The sequence below is a fragment of the Roseomonas populi genome, from assembly GCF_024594815.1.
Classification (GTDB): domain Bacteria; phylum Pseudomonadota; class Alphaproteobacteria; order Acetobacterales; family Acetobacteraceae; genus Roseomonas; species Roseomonas populi.
The window spans coordinates 145,039-159,920 of record NZ_JANJOU010000010.1; the positions used below are offsets into that span (position 1 = coordinate 145,039).

14 protein-coding genes are annotated in these 14,882 nt (G+C 71.1%); 5 read left to right on the plus strand and 9 right to left on the minus strand.

Going from position 1 to position 14,882, the window contains the following annotated elements; genetic code table 11:
* Window positions 1-65 precede the first annotated feature (65 nt).
* Window positions 66-1,241, minus strand: coding sequence for a glycosyltransferase (locus tag NRP21_RS14085; RefSeq protein WP_257716849.1), 1,176 nt, complete (start codon window positions 1,239-1,241; stop codon window positions 66-68).
* Window positions 1,238-2,326: a glycosyltransferase family 4 protein gene (locus NRP21_RS14090; RefSeq protein WP_257716850.1), complete on the minus strand. Its 1,089-nt coding sequence runs from the start codon at window positions 2,324-2,326 to the stop codon at window positions 1,238-1,240. Before NRP21_RS14090 ends, NRP21_RS14085 begins: the two co-directional genes overlap by 4 nt.
* Before the next feature lie 90 nt (window positions 2,327-2,416).
* On the opposite strand from NRP21_RS14090, the gene NRP21_RS14095 reads away from it, so the two are divergent.
* The 3 genes from NRP21_RS14095 to NRP21_RS14105 all read left to right on the plus strand — a co-directional run bounded on the left by NRP21_RS14095 (window position 2,417) and on the right by NRP21_RS14105 (window position 5,091).
* Window positions 2,417-3,142 carry an SGNH/GDSL hydrolase family protein gene (locus tag NRP21_RS14095; RefSeq protein WP_257716851.1) on the plus strand — a complete coding sequence of 242 codons (726 nt, stop codon included), beginning with the start codon at window positions 2,417-2,419 and terminating at the stop codon, window positions 3,140-3,142.
* A gap of 32 nt (window positions 3,143-3,174) precedes the next feature.
* Window positions 3,175-4,566 (plus strand): leucyl aminopeptidase family protein, encoded by a 1,392-nt coding sequence (locus NRP21_RS14100; protein ID WP_257716852.1) that lies wholly within the window; start codon window positions 3,175-3,177, stop codon window positions 4,564-4,566.
* 114 nt (window positions 4,567-4,680) lie between these two features.
* Window positions 4,681-5,091 carry a MarR family transcriptional regulator gene (locus NRP21_RS14105; RefSeq protein WP_257716853.1) on the plus strand — a complete coding sequence of 137 codons (411 nt, stop codon included), beginning with the start codon at window positions 4,681-4,683 and terminating at the stop codon, window positions 5,089-5,091.
* 138 nt (window positions 5,092-5,229) lie between these two features.
* Here the strand turns inward: NRP21_RS14105 and NRP21_RS14110 are convergent, their stop codons facing one another.
* The 7 genes from NRP21_RS14110 to NRP21_RS14140 are packed head-to-tail and all read right to left on the minus strand — an operon-like array spanning window position 5,230 to window position 12,605.
* The gene (locus NRP21_RS14110) at window positions 5,230-5,646 is read right to left on the minus strand and encodes a hypothetical protein (protein ID WP_257716854.1); all 417 of its coding nucleotides are present in this window, start codon (window positions 5,644-5,646) and stop codon (window positions 5,230-5,232) included.
* Window positions 5,643-7,250 carry an ABC transporter ATP-binding protein gene (locus NRP21_RS14115; RefSeq protein ID WP_257716855.1) on the minus strand — a complete coding sequence of 536 codons (1,608 nt, stop codon included), beginning with the start codon at window positions 7,248-7,250 and terminating at the stop codon, window positions 5,643-5,645. Before NRP21_RS14115 ends, NRP21_RS14110 begins: the two co-directional genes overlap by 4 nt.
* On the minus strand, window positions 7,247-8,296 hold the full coding sequence (locus tag NRP21_RS14120) for an ABC transporter permease (protein WP_257716856.1): 1,050 nt from the start codon (window positions 8,294-8,296) through the stop codon (window positions 7,247-7,249). The genes NRP21_RS14115 and NRP21_RS14120 overlap by 4 nt, the downstream gene beginning before the upstream one ends.
* Window positions 8,293-9,396 carry a microcin C ABC transporter permease YejB gene (locus NRP21_RS14125; protein ID WP_257716857.1) on the minus strand — a complete coding sequence of 368 codons (1,104 nt, stop codon included), beginning with the start codon at window positions 9,394-9,396 and terminating at the stop codon, window positions 8,293-8,295. Before NRP21_RS14125 ends, NRP21_RS14120 begins: the two co-directional genes overlap by 4 nt.
* Before the next feature lie 6 nt (window positions 9,397-9,402).
* A complete protein-coding gene (locus tag NRP21_RS14130) occupies window positions 9,403-11,253 on the minus strand; it encodes an extracellular solute-binding protein (protein ID WP_257716858.1) in 1,851 nt (616 codons plus the stop codon).
* A gap of 45 nt (window positions 11,254-11,298) precedes the next feature.
* Window positions 11,299-12,072, minus strand: a complete 774-nt coding sequence (locus tag NRP21_RS14135) for an inositol monophosphatase family protein (protein ID WP_257716859.1) — start codon at window positions 12,070-12,072, stop codon at window positions 11,299-11,301.
* A complete protein-coding gene (locus NRP21_RS14140) occupies window positions 12,072-12,605 on the minus strand; it encodes a c-type cytochrome (protein ID WP_257716860.1) in 534 nt (177 codons plus the stop codon). The genes NRP21_RS14135 and NRP21_RS14140 overlap by 1 nt, the downstream gene beginning before the upstream one ends.
* Before the next feature lie 218 nt (window positions 12,606-12,823).
* Between NRP21_RS14140 and NRP21_RS14145 the strand changes: the two genes are divergently transcribed.
* On the plus strand, window positions 12,824-13,678 hold the full coding sequence (locus NRP21_RS14145; RefSeq protein ID WP_257716861.1) for a prephenate dehydratase: 855 nt from the start codon (window positions 12,824-12,826) through the stop codon (window positions 13,676-13,678).
* Window positions 13,679-13,764: 86 nt separating this feature from the next.
* Window positions 13,765-14,868, plus strand: a complete 1,104-nt coding sequence (locus tag NRP21_RS14150; RefSeq protein WP_257716862.1) for a TRAP transporter substrate-binding protein — start codon at window positions 13,765-13,767, stop codon at window positions 14,866-14,868.
* Window positions 14,869-14,882: the final 14 nt, after the last annotated feature.

Sequence of the window (14,882 nt, forward strand, 5' to 3'; positions counted from 1 at the left end):
TTTCGTCTGGTGTTTCAGGCCGGGTGCTTTAGCGGCCTTGTCCACGCCTTGCTAGGGTAGAACGGTCACAGCTCCTCGCCTGGGCCCAGGCCCAGCGCCGCGCGGTAGTTGGGCGCGGCCAGGCGGACGGGCGGGGGATTTCGCAGAGCGGGATTGGCCGCGATCCGGCGAAGCGCCGCGGCGGCCTCGTCGGGATCCGGCTCCGCCCAGAGGGCGCCGGGCATGTCGTAGGTGCCCTGAGGATCGCGCGCGGGCACCAGCCGCCAGCCCACGGCGTGGCAGCCCGGGCCACTCATGAAGTCGGTGTTCCCCGACCAGCCCGTGGCCACGACGGGGCGGCCCAGCTCCATCATCTCCGCGATCGCGAAGCCGAACCCCTCGGAGCGGTGCAGGGAGAGCAGGACGTCGGCCGCCGCCATCAGGGCCCAGAGGTCCCCCCGGGAAAACGAGGCATCCATCACCCGCACATTGGGCCGTGCCGCGGCAGCGGCGGCCACCTCCGCCCATCCGGGACCCGCCTCGGCCGTGCCGTGGGTCTTGAGGACGAGGAGGTGGGCGGGATCGTTGCCAAAGGCGCGGGCATGGGCCTCGATCGCGCCCAGCGGGTTCTTCCGGGCGAGGGATGAGGTGGCGTCGAAGACGGCGAGGGTGACGAAGGCCCCCTCCGGCAGCCCGAAATCCGCCCGGCCGAGGCCGGAGGGGGCCGGGCGCGGCAGGGGGTAGGGCACCACCTGCACCGGGGGGCCATCGGGCCGGCGGCAGGCGCCGGCCACGAATTCCGTGCCGACCCAGACCGCGTGGCAGGCCGCCAGGCCGCGGCCCCAATCGGCGGGCAGGACGGGCAGTTCCCAGTTCCAGACGCCGATCACCCGCTTTCCCGCCACCGCACGCCGACCGAGCGCGAGCAGCGCCCAGGGCAGCATCGGCCCGTTCACATGGACCAGCAGCGTCCCCGGCCCGGGCGGCACCGCGAGCGGCGGGCCGGCAGGCCCCTGCCGTAGCGGGCCGGTGAGGTCCGCCTCCACCACGGAGATGCCCTGGTCCCGCAGCCCCGCCGCCAGCCGCCGGGTCGCGGCGCCGAGGCCGGTGCGGGCATTGAAGTAGCCGGCCACCGTCACCGGCAGGGCGGGCGGGGGCTCGGGCCGCGCGATCCGCGGGGCGAGCAGCGCAGTGAGGGAGAAGAGCGCTTCCCTCCGGGCCGATCGCGGCAGCAGGGTCCAGATGCGGTGCAGCGGGCTCATCGCACCGTCTCCTCCAACCAGGTGACCAGACGCGCGGCCTGCGCGTCCCAGTCCGTCAGCCGCGCCCCCGCCTCCCGCGCGCCGGCCGAGAGGGCAAGGCGGCGGGCAGGGTCCAGCAGGGCGGCCATGGCCTCGGCCAGGGCGGGGGCGGAGGCCTCCCGCGCCACGAGGCCGCTGACCCCGTGCTCCAGCTGGGCGGAGAGCCCGCCCACGGGCGTTGCGACCACCGGCACGCCCAGGGCGAGGGCGATCGGCAGCACGCCGGACTGGCTGGCCTCCCTGTAGGGCAGCACCACCGCCCGTGCCGAGGCGACGAGGGCGGGCATCTCGGAATCCGACACCCAGCGCGGCTCCACCGTCACGCCCGGTACCGCAGCGAGGCCGGGGGCGCAGGCGTCCGGATCCCCCTCCCCCACCACTCGCAGCGTCGCGCCGGGATGGCGGGCCCGCAGGGCGGCGAAGGCATCGCGCAGAAGGTCCAGGCCCTTGTAGGCCCGGATCCGGCCGAAGAAGAGGAAATCCGCGGCCGGCGCCGGGGCGGCCATGGCCACGGACGGGATGTGGGCGCCGAGAGGCAGGTGCAGGATCGGCAGGCCGGGCCGCCGCGCGGTCACGGCACGCGACACGGCTTCCGAGAAGGTCACGGCCCCCGCGGCGGCGTTCAGTTCCCGCCGCAGGCGCCAGTCCCAGGCAAAGGCGGGATCGCCGGGATGGGGCAGGGCGTCGTGGACCGTGCTGACGAAGGGGATACCGGCCCGCGGCAGGGCGCCAGCGACCAGCGGCGTCCAGACATGGTTCATGGCGGAGACGATCACCTCCGCGCCCGTGGTGCGGGCCTGCTCCACGAGGCGGCGCCGCAGGGTGGGGATGCGAAGGGTCCCGAGCGCCGCCCCCGCCGCGCCGGCGAAGGTCTCCACCGCGTCCAGCGGCACGCCAATCGCGCGCGCCTCGGGCAGCAACTCGTTGCGGTCGGCCAGGGAGAGGGCGAGCCCCACCCCCGGCCTTCCGGCCAGGCCGCGCGCGAGGCAGAGGGCGAACTGGGCCCCGCCGCCGCGCCGGCCCCAGTACCAGAGCAGGATTCGCATTCCGCGGCGCGTATCACCCGCGCCTGCCCGGGGAAAGGCGGGGACACGGGTGATCTTGGCGATGCGAGAAACGTACGGCATAGGCAATGGATGGCCCCGCGCCTTCTTCTTCTGCTGCTCAGCCTGCTCGCCGCCCCGGCCGCCCGGGCGGCGGAGGTGGCCGCCTGCCCGCCGGCCGCGCTCCAGCCCCTGGAGCTGCCGCACCTCGCGGAGGCGCTGCGCGAGGGCCGGGAACCGCTGGTGATCGCCTTCGGCAGTTCCTCCACCCAGGGCGCCTACGCCTCCTCGCCCGACAGGACCTACCCGGCGCAGTTGCAGGCCGCGCTGCGGCGCATGGGAATCTCGGCGACAGTGCTGAACCGCGGGCGCGGCGGGGAGGACGCGCTGGAGATGCGCGCCCGGCTGGAGGCGGATGTGGTGGCGGCCCGCCCGACATTGGTGATCTGGCAGCTCGGCGTGAACGGCGCGATCCGCGAGCAGAGCCTGACCCGCTTCCGCACCCTGCTGCGGCAGGGCGTGACCATGATGCAGGACGCGGGCGCCGACGTGATCCTGATGGACAGCCAGCGCGGCCCCTGGGTGGCCGCCCACGCCGTGCTGCGGGACCTGTTCGACGGCGTGCTGTCGGAGGTGGCGCAGGAACGCGGCGTTCCGCTCTTCTCCCGCCGCCGGATGATGGACGAGTGGGCTGCCACGGGGACGCCGGACGCCGCGATGATCGCGCCGGACGGGCTACACCACAATGATCGCGGCTATGCCTGCCTGGCGGAAGCGCTGGCGGCAGGCATCCGCGCAACGATTTCGCTTCCGCGATGAACTTTAACGATATACAATCTTTAGTTGTAGGAATGGCTGAAGCCGATTTCCTCTGGGCCCTTGCGATGCCCGGCATCAATTCACGCCCCGTGCATGCGGTGACGCGCCAGGGCTTGCCGGAGCTGACCGAAGGACTGGACCCCTCGGCCGCCGCATTCCTGCGGGAGAGCGGCTTCGTCGCGGAGGCGGGACGGGTAATGCTATTGCCGGGCAGGGAAGGAGTTTCCGCCGCCGTGCTCGGGCTCGGCGCCTCGCCCACCTCGCCCTGGGCCTATGGCGGCCTGCCCTTCGCCCTGCCGGAAGGAACGGACTGGCACATGGCCGGGGAAGCCGATCCGGCCGCCGCCACCCTTGGCTGGATGCTCGGTGCCTATCGTTTCGCCCGCTACAAAGCCCCCGCCCGCAAGCCCGCGCGGCTCGTGCCGCCGGAAGGCGGTGCCGAGGCGCAGGTCCTGGCGGAGGCGATCCTGCGGGCACGGGAGCTGATCAACCTGCCCGCCGCCGATCTCGGCCCGGCCGAACTGTCCGACGCGGCGCGCGGCGTGGCGGAGCGCTGCGGAGCAGGGTTCGAGGAGATCGCGGGCGACGCGCTGGCGCAGGGCTTCCCCGCCGTCGCCGCTGTCGGCGGCGGCAGCCACCGCGCGCCGCGCGTCGCGGTGATCCGTTGGGAGGGCAGCGCCGATGGGCCGCTGATCGCGCTCTGCGGCAAGGGCGTGTGCTTCGATACGGGCGGGCTGGACCTGAAGTCGGCCGACGGCATGAAGCGCATGAAGAAGGACATGGGCGGCGCCGCGCTGCTGCTCGGCCTGGCGGAAGCGCTGATGCGCCTGCGCGCGCCGATCCGCCTCCTCGTTGTGATCGGCGCGGTGGAAAACGCCGTATCCGCCATGGCCATGCGGCCGCTCGACGTGCTGCGGACCCGCAAGGGCCTTACGGTGGAAGTGGGCAACACCGATGCCGAGGGCCGGCTCGTGCTCGCCGATCTCCTTACCTTCGCGGGGGAACACCAACCCGCGCTGATCATCGATGCCGCGACCCTGACCGGCGCCGCGCGCGTGGCGCTCGGCCCTGACCTACCCGCGCTGTTCACGAATGACGAAAGCGTCGCCCGCGCACTTCTCGCGGCGGGCGAGGCGTGTCACGACGCGCTCTGGCGGCTGCCGTTGCATGAAGGTTACGCTTCGTGGCTCGACAGTTCGGCGGCCGACATCAACAACGTCGGCAGTCGGCCGATGGCGGGATCCATCGTCGCTGCGCTCTTTCTACGCCGGTTTGTTCCGGATGGTGTTCCCTGGGCTCATCTCGACCTATACGCCTGGAACGATTCGGCACGGCCTGGTCGTCCGGAGGGCGGTGAAGCGATGGGCCTGCGGGCTCTCCACGCCGGTCTGATGGCGCTCCTACCTGCATGGGCCAGGTCCTGAGCGGGAATTCCGCAAGGCCGGCTCGGGTTTCCTCCATCCGGAGAGAGGCCCGGCAGATGATTGTAAGCTTGGCGGGCCAAAATGGTCCGCCCCAAGAGAAGGAATGATTGATCGATGCCCGTGCAAGGCACACCGGACCAGTTCGTCGGCATCCTCCGGGATACGGTTGTGGCGCTGGTTCGCCGCGACGGCCCTGACCTGTCCGCGCGGCAGCTGGGCGTGTTCCTGACGGTTTATCTCGGTGAGGGCCCGCACACGGTGCGCGGCCTGGCCGCCTCGCTCAACGTCTCCAAGCCCGCCATCACCCGCGCGCTGGATCGCCTGGGCGAGTTGGACTTCGCCCGCCGCAAGACCGACCCGCAGGATCGCCGCTCCGTCCTCGTCCAGCGCACCGTGAAGGGCGCTGCCCTGCTGCGCGAGATGCGCAGCATCATGGGCGAGGCGGCCGCGGCCGCCGAGGATGTGGATCAGCGCCCCGCCGCGCAGGCGGCCAATACCCAGACCGCTACGAAGCGGGCGAGCTGAGAGCCGTTCCACCGCGAGGAGTGCGGTCTTAGCCGCTCGGCTGGCCGCCCTCCGACGCCCCGCTCGCCGCAAGGAGCGGGGCCTGCACTCCGGGTGCGCCCCCGCCTTCCGGCGGCCCGCTCCCGCGCCGGAAGGGCGCTACCCCTCCGGCAGCGCGCGCACGAAGGCGCGCCAATCCTGCCGCTTCGCGGCAGCCCTCTCCGTCCCATCCGGCATGCGCGCGTAGAGGCTGAGCACGCCTTTCGCCCAGAGCGCGTCGAAGGCGGCCTCGCTGGAGAGCGCGAAGGCGGCGCTGCGGTCGAACACGCCGTCCCGCACCTTCGGCAGCACCTTCAGGATCCACCAGGCCGCGCCCGCGACGAGGATGGCGAAGCCGACCCAGGTGTGGACGTACATCGTCGCCAGCAGGCTGGCGCCGAGCAGGAGCGCGGGAATCGTGATGTTCTCGCCCGTCCGGTAAACCGGCGAGCCCGGCGCGTTCATCTGCCGGATGTTGATGCCGAGCTTCACCTGCTCCCGGTTCAGCAGATCGCGCAGGCGCTCCAGTTCGTTCATGTCTCGCATCCCGGGTCGGACCGCAGTTCGAAGGCGGCCTCCATCAGGGCGCGGGTGTAGGGCTGCTTCGGGTTGGAGACCACCTCTTCCGTCTCTCCCCCTTCCACCAGTTGCCCGTCCTTCATCACGACGATGCGGTGCGCGAGCGCGCGCACCACGCGCAGGTCGTGCGAGATGAAGATGTAGGCCAGGCCACGCCTTTCCTGCAGGTCGCGCAGCAGTTCCACAACCTGCGCCTGCACGGAGACGTCGAGCGCGCTCGTCGGCTCGTCCAGCACAACCAGCTCCGGCCCCAGTACCAGGGCGCGGGCGATAGCGATGCGCTGGCGCTGGCCGCCGGAGAACTCGTGCGGGTATCGCACGGCGGTGGCGGGATCGAGGCCCACCTCGCGCAACGCGTCCGCCACGCGTGTATCCCGCTGCACACGAGAGAGCGTGGGCTCGTGCACGGCCAGCCCCTCGCCCACGATCTCGCCCACGCTCATGCGGGGGGAGAGGCTGCCATAGGGGTCCTGAAAGACGATCTGCATCTTCCGCCGCAGCGGGCGCAGCGCCTTACGGGAGTGGTCGTGGATGGGCCGGCCATCCAGCGCCACCTCGCCCTCCGAGTGCTCCAGCTGGAGCAGCGCGAGGCCGAGCGTCGTCTTGCCGCTGCCGCTCTCCCCCACCACGCCGAGCGTCTCGCCGCGGCGGAGCGTGATGTCCACGCCGTCCACCGCCTTCACCTGCCCCACCACGCGGCGGAACAGGCCGCGGCGGATGGGGAAGTGCACCTTCATGCCCTCCGCGCGCAGGATCTCCGGCGCGTCGGGCGGCAGCGGCGCGGCGCGGCCGTGCGGCTGCGTCTCGATCAGCATGCGCGTGTAGGGGTGCGCGGGATTGGCGAAGACCTCCGCCACGCGGCCCTGCTCCACGGCCGCGCCGTCCTTCATCACCACCACACGGTCCGCGTGGCGGCGGACGATCGCGAGATCATGGGTGATGAGGAGCATCGCCATGCGAAGCTCCCGCTTCAACCGCGCGAGGAGGTCCAGCACCTGCGCCTGGATTGTCACGTCCAGCGCCGTGGTCGGCTCGTCCGCGATCAGCAAGCGCGGGTCGTTGGCGAGCGCGACCGCGATCATCACGCGCTGCCGCTGGCCGCCGGAGAGCTGGTGCGGGAAGGCGTTCAGCCGCTCCTCCGCCGCGCGCAGGCCGACGCGGTGCAGCAGCTCGATCACTCGCTGGCGCAGCGCGGTGCCGCGCATGGGACGGTGCAGGGTGATGGCTTCCGCAACCTGCCGCCCGATCGTGTGCAGCGGGTTGAGCGAGGTCATGGGTTCCTGGAACACCATCCCCGCCACGCCGCCGCGCAGGCGCTGCAGCTCGCCCGCCGAGGCGCGCAGCACGTCCACCCCGTCCAGGGTCACCTTCCCGGCCGGATTGGCGCCGCCGGGGCCGAGGAGGCGGAGGCAGGACAGCGCCGTGACGCTCTTGCCGCTGCCGCTCTCCCCCACCAAAGCGAGGGTCTCGCCGGGACGGACGCTGAAGGAGACGCCGTTCACCACCTGGTGCCCGCGGAAGGCGACGCAAAGGTCCTGGACGTCGAGGATGGGATCGCTCACCGGCCACCCCCCATGGAGCCACCGGGCTGCTTGCGCGGATCGAAGGCGTCGCGCACCGCCTCTCCGATGAAGGCGAGCAGCGTGAGCATGCCGCCCAGCACGACGAAGGCGGTGATGCCCAGCCAGGGCGCCTGCAGGTTGTTCTTCGCCTGGGACACCAGCTCCCCGAGCGAGGGCGAGCCGGGCGGCAGGCCGAAGCCCAGGAAGTCCAGGCTGGCGAGCACCGTGACGGAGCCGGCCAGGATGAAGGGCAGCATGGTCAGGGTGGCCACCATGGCGTTGGGCAGGATGTGGCGGGCCATCAACCGCGTGTCCGAGACGCCGAGCGCACGGGCGGCGCGGACGTAATCGAGGTTGCGGCCGCGCAGGAACTCCGCCCGCACCACGCCCGTCAGGGACATCCAGGAGAAGAGGAGGAGGAAGACGAGGAGCGAAGTGAAGCTCGGCTCGATCACGCTGGCGAGGATGATGAGCAGCAGGAGCTGCGGCAGGCCCGACCAGATCTCGATCACCCGCTGAAAGATCAGGTCCACCCAGCCGCCGTAATAGCCCTGCACCGCCCCGGCCGCGACACCGACGATGGAGGAGAGGATGGTCAGGGTGAAGCCGAAAAGGACGGAGATGCGGAAGCCGTAGATCACCCGCGCCAGCACGTCCCGCGCCTGGTCGTCCGTGCCCAGCAGGTTGCGGGCGGAGGGCGGGGAGGGCGCGGGGCGGCCGAGGTCCCGCACCACGGTGCGATGGCTGAAGGGGATGGGCGGCCAGATCGCCCAGCCGCGCTTGCTCACCTCATCCGCCAATACCGGGTCGGTCCAGTCGGCGGCGGTGGGAAAGCCGTCGCTGAGTATGTCGCTCTCGGCGTACTCCACGGCCACGGGGAAGAACCACTGGCCCTCCACCCGCGCGACGATCGGCCGGTCGTTCGCGATCACCTCCGCGAAAAGCGTCACGACGAAAAGGATCGCGAAGGTCCAGAGCGACCACCATCCCCGCCGATTGGCGTGGAAGTTGGCGAGGCGGCGGCGGGTGAGGGGCGAGAGGGTCAACGGCGGGCGCTGAAGTCGATGCGGGGATCCACCAGCATGTAGCTGATGTCGCCGATGATCTGCATGACGAGGCCGAGCAGGGTGAAGATGTAGAGGGTGGCGAACATCACGGGGTAGTCGCGCCGGATGGCCGACTCAAAGCCCAGCAGCCCAAGCCCGTCCAGGCTGAACACGATCTCCACCAGCAGCGCCCCGGTGAAGAGGATGCCGATGAAGGCGGCCGGGAAGCCCGCGATGATCAGCAGCATCGCGTTGCGGAAGACGTGGCCATAGAGCACCCGCCCCTCCCCCGCCCCCTTGGCGCGGGCGGTGAGGACGTACTGCTTGTTGATCTCGTCGAGGAAGGCGTTCTTCGTCAGCATCGTCAGCCCGGCGAAGCCGCCGACGACGAGGGCGACCGTGGGCAGCACCATGTGCCAAGCGTAGTCCGCCGCGCGCTGCAGGAAGGGCCAGGTCTCGCTGCCGCTGGTTGTCAGGCCGCGCGACGGGAACCACTGGAAGAAGGATCCGCCGGCGAAGATCACCACCAGCATGATGGCGAAGAGGAAGCCGGGAATGGCGTAGCCCAGCAGCACCACGCCGGAGGTCCAGGCGTCGAAGCGCGTGCCGTCCCTCACCGCCTTGCGGATCCCGAGCGGGATGGAGACGAAGTAGATGATGAGGGTGGACCAGAGGCCGAGCGAGATGGAGACGGGCAGCCGCTCCAAGATCAGGTCCAGCACCGGGCGGCCTCGGAACAGGGAATCGCCGAAGTCGAAGCGCAGGTAGCTGGTGATCATCTCCCAGAACCGGGTGGTGGCGGGCTTGTCGAAGCCGAAGGTCTTCTCGATGTCGGCCACGACGGCCGGGTCCAGGCCGCGCGCGCCGCGATAGGTGGAGCGCGGCCCCTCCCCTCCCCCCTGCGGCTGGGGCGGGCGAACCTCGCCTCCGCCTTCACCCGTCAGGCGGCCGAGGCTGGTGTTCCCCTGGCCGCGGAGCTCCGCGATCATCTGCTCCACCGGGCCGCCCGGCGCGAACTGGGTGACGGCGAAGTTGATGAGGATGATGCCGAACAGCGTCGGCACCAGCAGCGCCAGGCGGCGAAGGAGGTAAGCCCCCACGCGCCCCTAGCCCGCGCGCCGCGCTTCGGCCAGGGCGCGTTCCTTCCCGGCGTCCACCCACCAGGAATCAAGGCCGATGGCGCGCTTCGGGGCGCGGTCTGGCCGGCCGAACTTGTCCCACCAGGCCAGGCGGAAGGTACGGCTGTGCCATTGCGGGATAGCGTGGAAGCCCCAGAGCAGCACGCGGTCCAGCGCGCGGCAGGCGGCCGTCAGCTCCGGCAGGTCGGGCGCCGCGACGATCATCTCCACGATCGCGTCCACCACCGGGTCCTTGATGCCGATGGTGTTGCGGCTGCCGTTCTCCTCCGCCTTCGCGCTCGTCCAATAGTCCCGCTGCTCGTTACCGGGCGAGGAGGACTGGCCGAAGACATCGACCGTCATGTCGTAGTCGAAGCCGTCCATCCGCACCTGGTACTGCGGCGGGTCCACGGTACGGACGCGCGCCTCGATCCCCAGGCGCTGGAGGGACTGGATGTAGGGAAGGGCCACGCGCTCGAAGGTCGGGCCGTTCAGCAGGATCTCGAACTCGAAGCGCTGCCCCTGCGCATTGGTCAGGCGGCGGTCCTTCACGGTCCAGCCGGCCTCCCGCAGAAGCTCCAGTGCGCGGCGCGCCCCATCCCGGTTGTTGCCGGACCCGTCCGTGACGGGAACCTTGAACTCGCGGGTCAGCACCTCGGGCGGCAGCTTGTCCTTGAACCGCTCCAGGATCTCCTTCTCCCGCCCCTCCGGCAGGCCGCGGGAGGCGAAGTCGGAGTTGGAGAAGTAGGAGCTCGTGCGCGCGTAGGACCCGTAGAACAGGTTCGTGTTCATCCACTCGAAGTCGAAGACGAGCCCGAGCGCCTCACGCACGCGCCGGTCCCCGAACAGGGGCCGCCGCTCGTTCATGATGAAGCCCTGCAGCCCCGTCGGCAGCTCGTGGCGCACCTCGTCGCGCTTCACCCAGCCGCGGCGCACGGCCGGGAAGTCGTAGGCGGTCGCCCAATCGCGCGCCACGTTCTCCGTCCGGAAGTCGATGTTGCCGGCCTTGAAGGCTTCCAGCGAGACGGTCGCGTCACGGTAGTACTCGTAGCGCATCAGGTCGAAGTTGTTCGTGCCCTTCATCGTGGGCAGGTCGCGGCCCCAGTAATCGGCCACGCGGCGATAGGCGATGGAGCGCCCGGCCTCGAAGCGCTCGACCTTGTAGGGGCCGGAGCCGAGCGGCACGTCCAGCGCGGGGCGGGAGAAGTCGCGCCCCTCCCACCAGTGCTTCGGCAGAACCGCGAGCTGGCCGAGGATGAGGGCCAGCTCCCGGTTCTCGTCCGTGGAGAAGCGGAAGGTCACGCGGCGCGGGGTCTCCGCCACCACCTCGGATACGTCGGCCCAGTAGGCGCGGTAAAAGGGGCGGCCGTGCTGGCGCAGGGTGTTGAAGGTCCAGACCACGTCATCGGCCGTGATCGGCTTCCCGTCATGCCAGCGGGCACCCTCGCGCAGCTCGAAGGTCACGCCGCGGCGGTCGGCCGGCAGCTCCACCATCCCCGCCAGGTGGCCGTACTCGGCGCTCGCCTCGTCCGCGCTCTCCTTCAGCAGCGTGTCGTAGAGATTGCCGACGCCTACGGCCGGGGTGCCGCGCAGGATGAAGGCGTTGAAGCTGTCGAAGCTGCCCAGGGCGTAGAGGGTGATCTCCCCGCCCTTGGGCGCATCCGGGTTCACCCAGGGGAAGTGGGTAAAATTCGCCGGCAGGGCCGGTTCGCCCAGCAGGGAGAGCGCGTGGACCCGCCTCGGGGCCGGCGCGGCCGGCTGGGCAAGGGCTGGAAGGCCCGGCAGCCCAAAGGCAAGACCGGAGGCGAGGCCCGAGGAGAGAAGGGTGCGGCGGCGCATGGACTTACAGTGGGGCCTAAAGCCCTATCCCTCAACCGTCTGCAACTAAACGGAAAGCAACGCCGTGCAGGCCGGCAGCAGCGCCGGGTCCCCCACAGCCATGACATCCCCGGCCGATTCGAGGGTCAGCGGCCGCCCGGCATGGTCCGTGACGCGCCCGCCGGCGCCCTCCACCACAGGCACCAGGGCGGCCCAATCCCAGGGCTTCATGGTGGCGTCCACCACCACGTCGATCAGGCCGAGCGCGAGCAGGCCGTAGATGTAGCAGTCCCCACCCCAGCTCACCCGGCGCACGGACCGGCGCAGCGCCAGGAAGCCGGCATCCTGCCCCGGGGGGAAGATGTCGGGCGAGGTGCTGGCGAGTTCCGCCGCCCTAATTTCCGGGCAGGGCCGGCAACCTACCGCCCCGCCGAAGGGGCCGCGGAACACGGTCCGCCGCCCTTCCACCCCGATCCAGCGCTCGCCCGTCGCGGGCTGGTCGATGATCCCCAGCACGGGGCGCCCCCGGTGCAGCAGGGCGATCAGCGTGCCGAACAGGGGCCGGCCGGTGACGAAGGCGCGGGTCCCGTCGATCGGGTCCAGCACCCAGACCCACTCGGCGTCGGGGCGGTCGTTCCCGTACTCCTCCCCGATCACGCCGTGACCGGGGTGGTGGCGGGCGATGTGGTCGCGGATGGCGCGCTCGGCGCCCCGGTCGGCCTCGGTGACGGGGCTGGCATCGCCTTTCGCCTCGACCAGCAGGGCCGAACGGAAAAGGGGGCGGATGACCGCCCCCGCCAGATCCGCCGCGGCCTCGGCCGAGGCGATCAGGGCTTCCATTACTGGGGAAGCGGCTGCGGGCTGCCGGACAGGGTCCGCATATAGGCGATCACGTCCGCCCGCTGCTTCGCCTGGTTCAGCCCGGCGAAGGCCATGCGGGTGCCCGGCACCGCGCCGGCGGGGCGATTGAGGAAGGCGTTCAGCGCCTCGTAGTCCCAGGTCTTGTCGTGCAGGGCCTTCATCGCCGGGGAGTAGTTGAAGTCTTCCTTATGGGCGTGCGGCCCGCCGATAACATTGTAGAGGTTGGGCCCGACGGCGTTGCGCCCGCCCTCCGTCCAGGTGTGGCAGGCGGCGCAGACGCGGCCCATGATCGCCTGGCCATTCGCCGCATCCGCGCTCGCCAGCAGCGGCCCGATCGGCTCCAGCGCCGCGGGCGCGGCCGGGGCGGCGGCAGCCACCACCTCGCCGGTATCGATCGCCGGCTTCTCCAGGCGGTGCGGGTGGACGAGGAGGCCGCCGACCAGCCCGGCAACCATGAAGCTGATGCCGGCGGTCAGAACCGCCGCGAAGGCCTTATTCGCTTCCAGGCTCATCCGACCTGCCCGTTCCCCATTGTTAGGCCACGGCCGTTGGACCGGCGCGGCACGTTTGCGCGCCCCCGCCGTCGCGGCTAGAAGCCCGCGAACCATAGTGATCCCGCACCGCCGCGACAACCCGGTGGCGTCAGCCGCAACGGCTGGCCCAGCCCGCGTGCAGGGCGTGCCCACCCCGGGCTGCCCGCCCGCAGGAACCCAAGACTGAGAGGCGCCCCGTGAATCAGACCATCGCCTTCCAGGGCCTCCCCGGCGCCTATTCCGACCTGGCCTGCCGCGCTGCCTATCCGGGCTGGACCACCCTGCCCTGCCCCTCCTTCGAGGCGGCGATGGCAGCGGTGCGGGAGGGGCGGGCGGAACTTGCCATGCTGCCCTGCGAGAACTCCCTGGCCGGCCGGGTACCCGACATCCACCGGCTGCTGCCCGAATCCGGCCTGCATGTGGTGGGCGAGCACTTCGAGCGGGTGGAGCACTGCATCCTCGCCCCGCCCGGCGCCACGATGGAGACGATCCGCCGCGCCCATTCCCACCCCGTGGCGCTGGGCCAGGTGCTGAACCTGCTGCGGAGCACGGGCTGGCAGGCGGTGATCGAGGCCGACACGGCCGGCGCCGCCCACCTCATTGCCGAGCGCGGCGGGGTGGAGGACGCGGCCATCGCCTCGTCGCTGGCCGGGGAGATCTACGGGCTGAACATCCTCCGCCGGAACGTCGAGGACGAGGCCCACAACACCACCCGCTTCTACGTCATGTCGCGGGAGCCCGCCCTGCCGGTCGTGACCGCGCCGGACAGCGTCACCACCTTCGTCTTCCGGGTCCGCTCCGTCCCCGCCGCGCTCTACAAGGCGCTCGGCGGCTTTGCGACCAACGGCGTGAACATGACGAAGCTCGAGTCCTACATGCTGGACGGCCATTTCACCGCCGTGCAGTTCCTCTGCGACGTGGACGGCCACCCCGACCAGCCGCCCTTGCGCCGGGCGCTGGAGGAGCTGCGCTTCTTCTCGCGCGAGGTGCATGTTCTGGGCTGCTACCCCGCCCATCCCTACCGCCGGGAACAGGCGGAGGCCGCCGAGTAACGGCCGGAATCCCCGCTTCCGAACCGCCCGGGCATGACGTAAGGAAGCATCAATCAAACTTTGTTCAGGGAAAGGAAATGTCTCGCATGTCCTCCAGCGTGAACCGCCGCGCCCTGCTTGGCGCCGCACCGGCCGCCGCAGTGCCGGTGATGCTCGCCGCCCCGGCGGTCGCCCAGACAAACCCGGAAGTGCGCTGGCGCCTGACCTCCTCCTTTCCCAAGAACACCGACATCCTGTGGGGAACTGCCGAGGCGGTGGCCCGCCGCGTGGGCGAGCTGACGGAGGGCAAGTTCCGCATCCAGGCCTTCTCGGCCGGCGAGATCGCCCCGGCCCTGTCCGCGCTGGACGCCGTGCAGTCCGGCAGCATCGAGTGCTGCCACACGGCCACCTACTATTATATCGGCAAGGACCCGACGCTGGCCTTTTTCACGGCCGTGCCCTTCGGCCTGAACGCCCGGCAGAACACGGCCTGGCTGCGCTTCGGCGGCGGGCAGCAGCTGCTGGACGAGCTCCTGCGCGACTACAGCGCCGTCTCCTTCCCCTGCGGCGACACGGGCGCGCAGATGGGCGGCTGGTTCCGGCGCGAGATCCGCACCGTGGATGACGTGAAGGGGCTGAAGTTCCGCATTACCGGCCTCGCCGGCCAGGTCTTCGCCAAGATGGGCGCCACCCCCTCCGTTACCCCGGCCTCGGACATCTACTCCTCGCTGGAGCGCGGCACGATCGACGCGGCCGAGTTCGTCGGCCCGCATGACGACGAGAAGCTCGGCTTCGCCCGCGTGGCGCCGAACTACTACGCCCCGGGCTTCTGGGAGCCGGGCGCGCGGCTGCACTTCATCGCCAACCAGCGCGCCTACGACGCCCTGCCCGCCGCCTACAAGGCCGCGATCCAGGTCGCCTGCGCCGAGGCGGACGCCGAGATGGTGGCGAAGTACGACGTGGCGAACCCGCAGGCGCTGCGCCGGCTGGTGGCCGCCGGCGCCCAGCTGCGCTTCTGGTCCCGCCCGATCCTGGAGGCCGCCTGGCGCGCCACGAACGAGGTGATGACCGAGCAGGCCGACAAGAACGAGCGCTTCAAGAAGGTGCTGGAGAGCAATCGCAAGTTCCGGGACGAGGTTTACACCTGGCACCGCGTGAGCGAGAATTCATTCGACAACTTCGCTTTCACCGCGGCCCAGACGGTGCGCTGAACCGCCGGGACGCG

Excerpts from the sequence above, each read along its gene's own strand:
- NRP21_RS14085 (WP_257716849.1), bottom strand. The coding sequence starts at position 1,241 with ATGAGCCCGCTGCACCGCATCTGGACCCTGCTGCCGCGATCGGCCCGG.
- NRP21_RS14090 (WP_257716850.1), bottom strand. The coding sequence starts at position 2,326 with ATGCGAATCCTGCTCTGGTACTGGGGCCGGCGCGGCGGCGGGGCCCAG.
- NRP21_RS14095 (WP_257716851.1), top strand. The coding sequence starts at position 2,417 with ATGGCCCCGCGCCTTCTTCTTCTGCTGCTCAGCCTGCTCGCCGCCCCG.
- NRP21_RS14100 (WP_257716852.1), top strand. The coding sequence starts at position 3,175 with ATGGCTGAAGCCGATTTCCTCTGGGCCCTTGCGATGCCCGGCATCAAT.
- NRP21_RS14105 (WP_257716853.1), top strand. The coding sequence starts at position 4,681 with ATGCCCGTGCAAGGCACACCGGACCAGTTCGTCGGCATCCTCCGGGAT.
- NRP21_RS14110 (WP_257716854.1), bottom strand. The coding sequence starts at position 5,646 with ATGAACGAACTGGAGCGCCTGCGCGATCTGCTGAACCGGGAGCAGGTG.
- NRP21_RS14130 (WP_257716858.1), bottom strand. The coding sequence starts at position 11,253 with ATGCGCCGCCGCACCCTTCTCTCCTCGGGCCTCGCCTCCGGTCTTGCC.
- NRP21_RS14135 (WP_257716859.1), bottom strand. The coding sequence starts at position 12,072 with ATGGAAGCCCTGATCGCCTCGGCCGAGGCCGCGGCGGATCTGGCGGGG.
- NRP21_RS14140 (WP_257716860.1), bottom strand. The coding sequence starts at position 12,605 with ATGAGCCTGGAAGCGAATAAGGCCTTCGCGGCGGTTCTGACCGCCGGC.
- NRP21_RS14150 (WP_257716862.1), top strand. The coding sequence starts at position 13,765 with ATGTCCTCCAGCGTGAACCGCCGCGCCCTGCTTGGCGCCGCACCGGCC.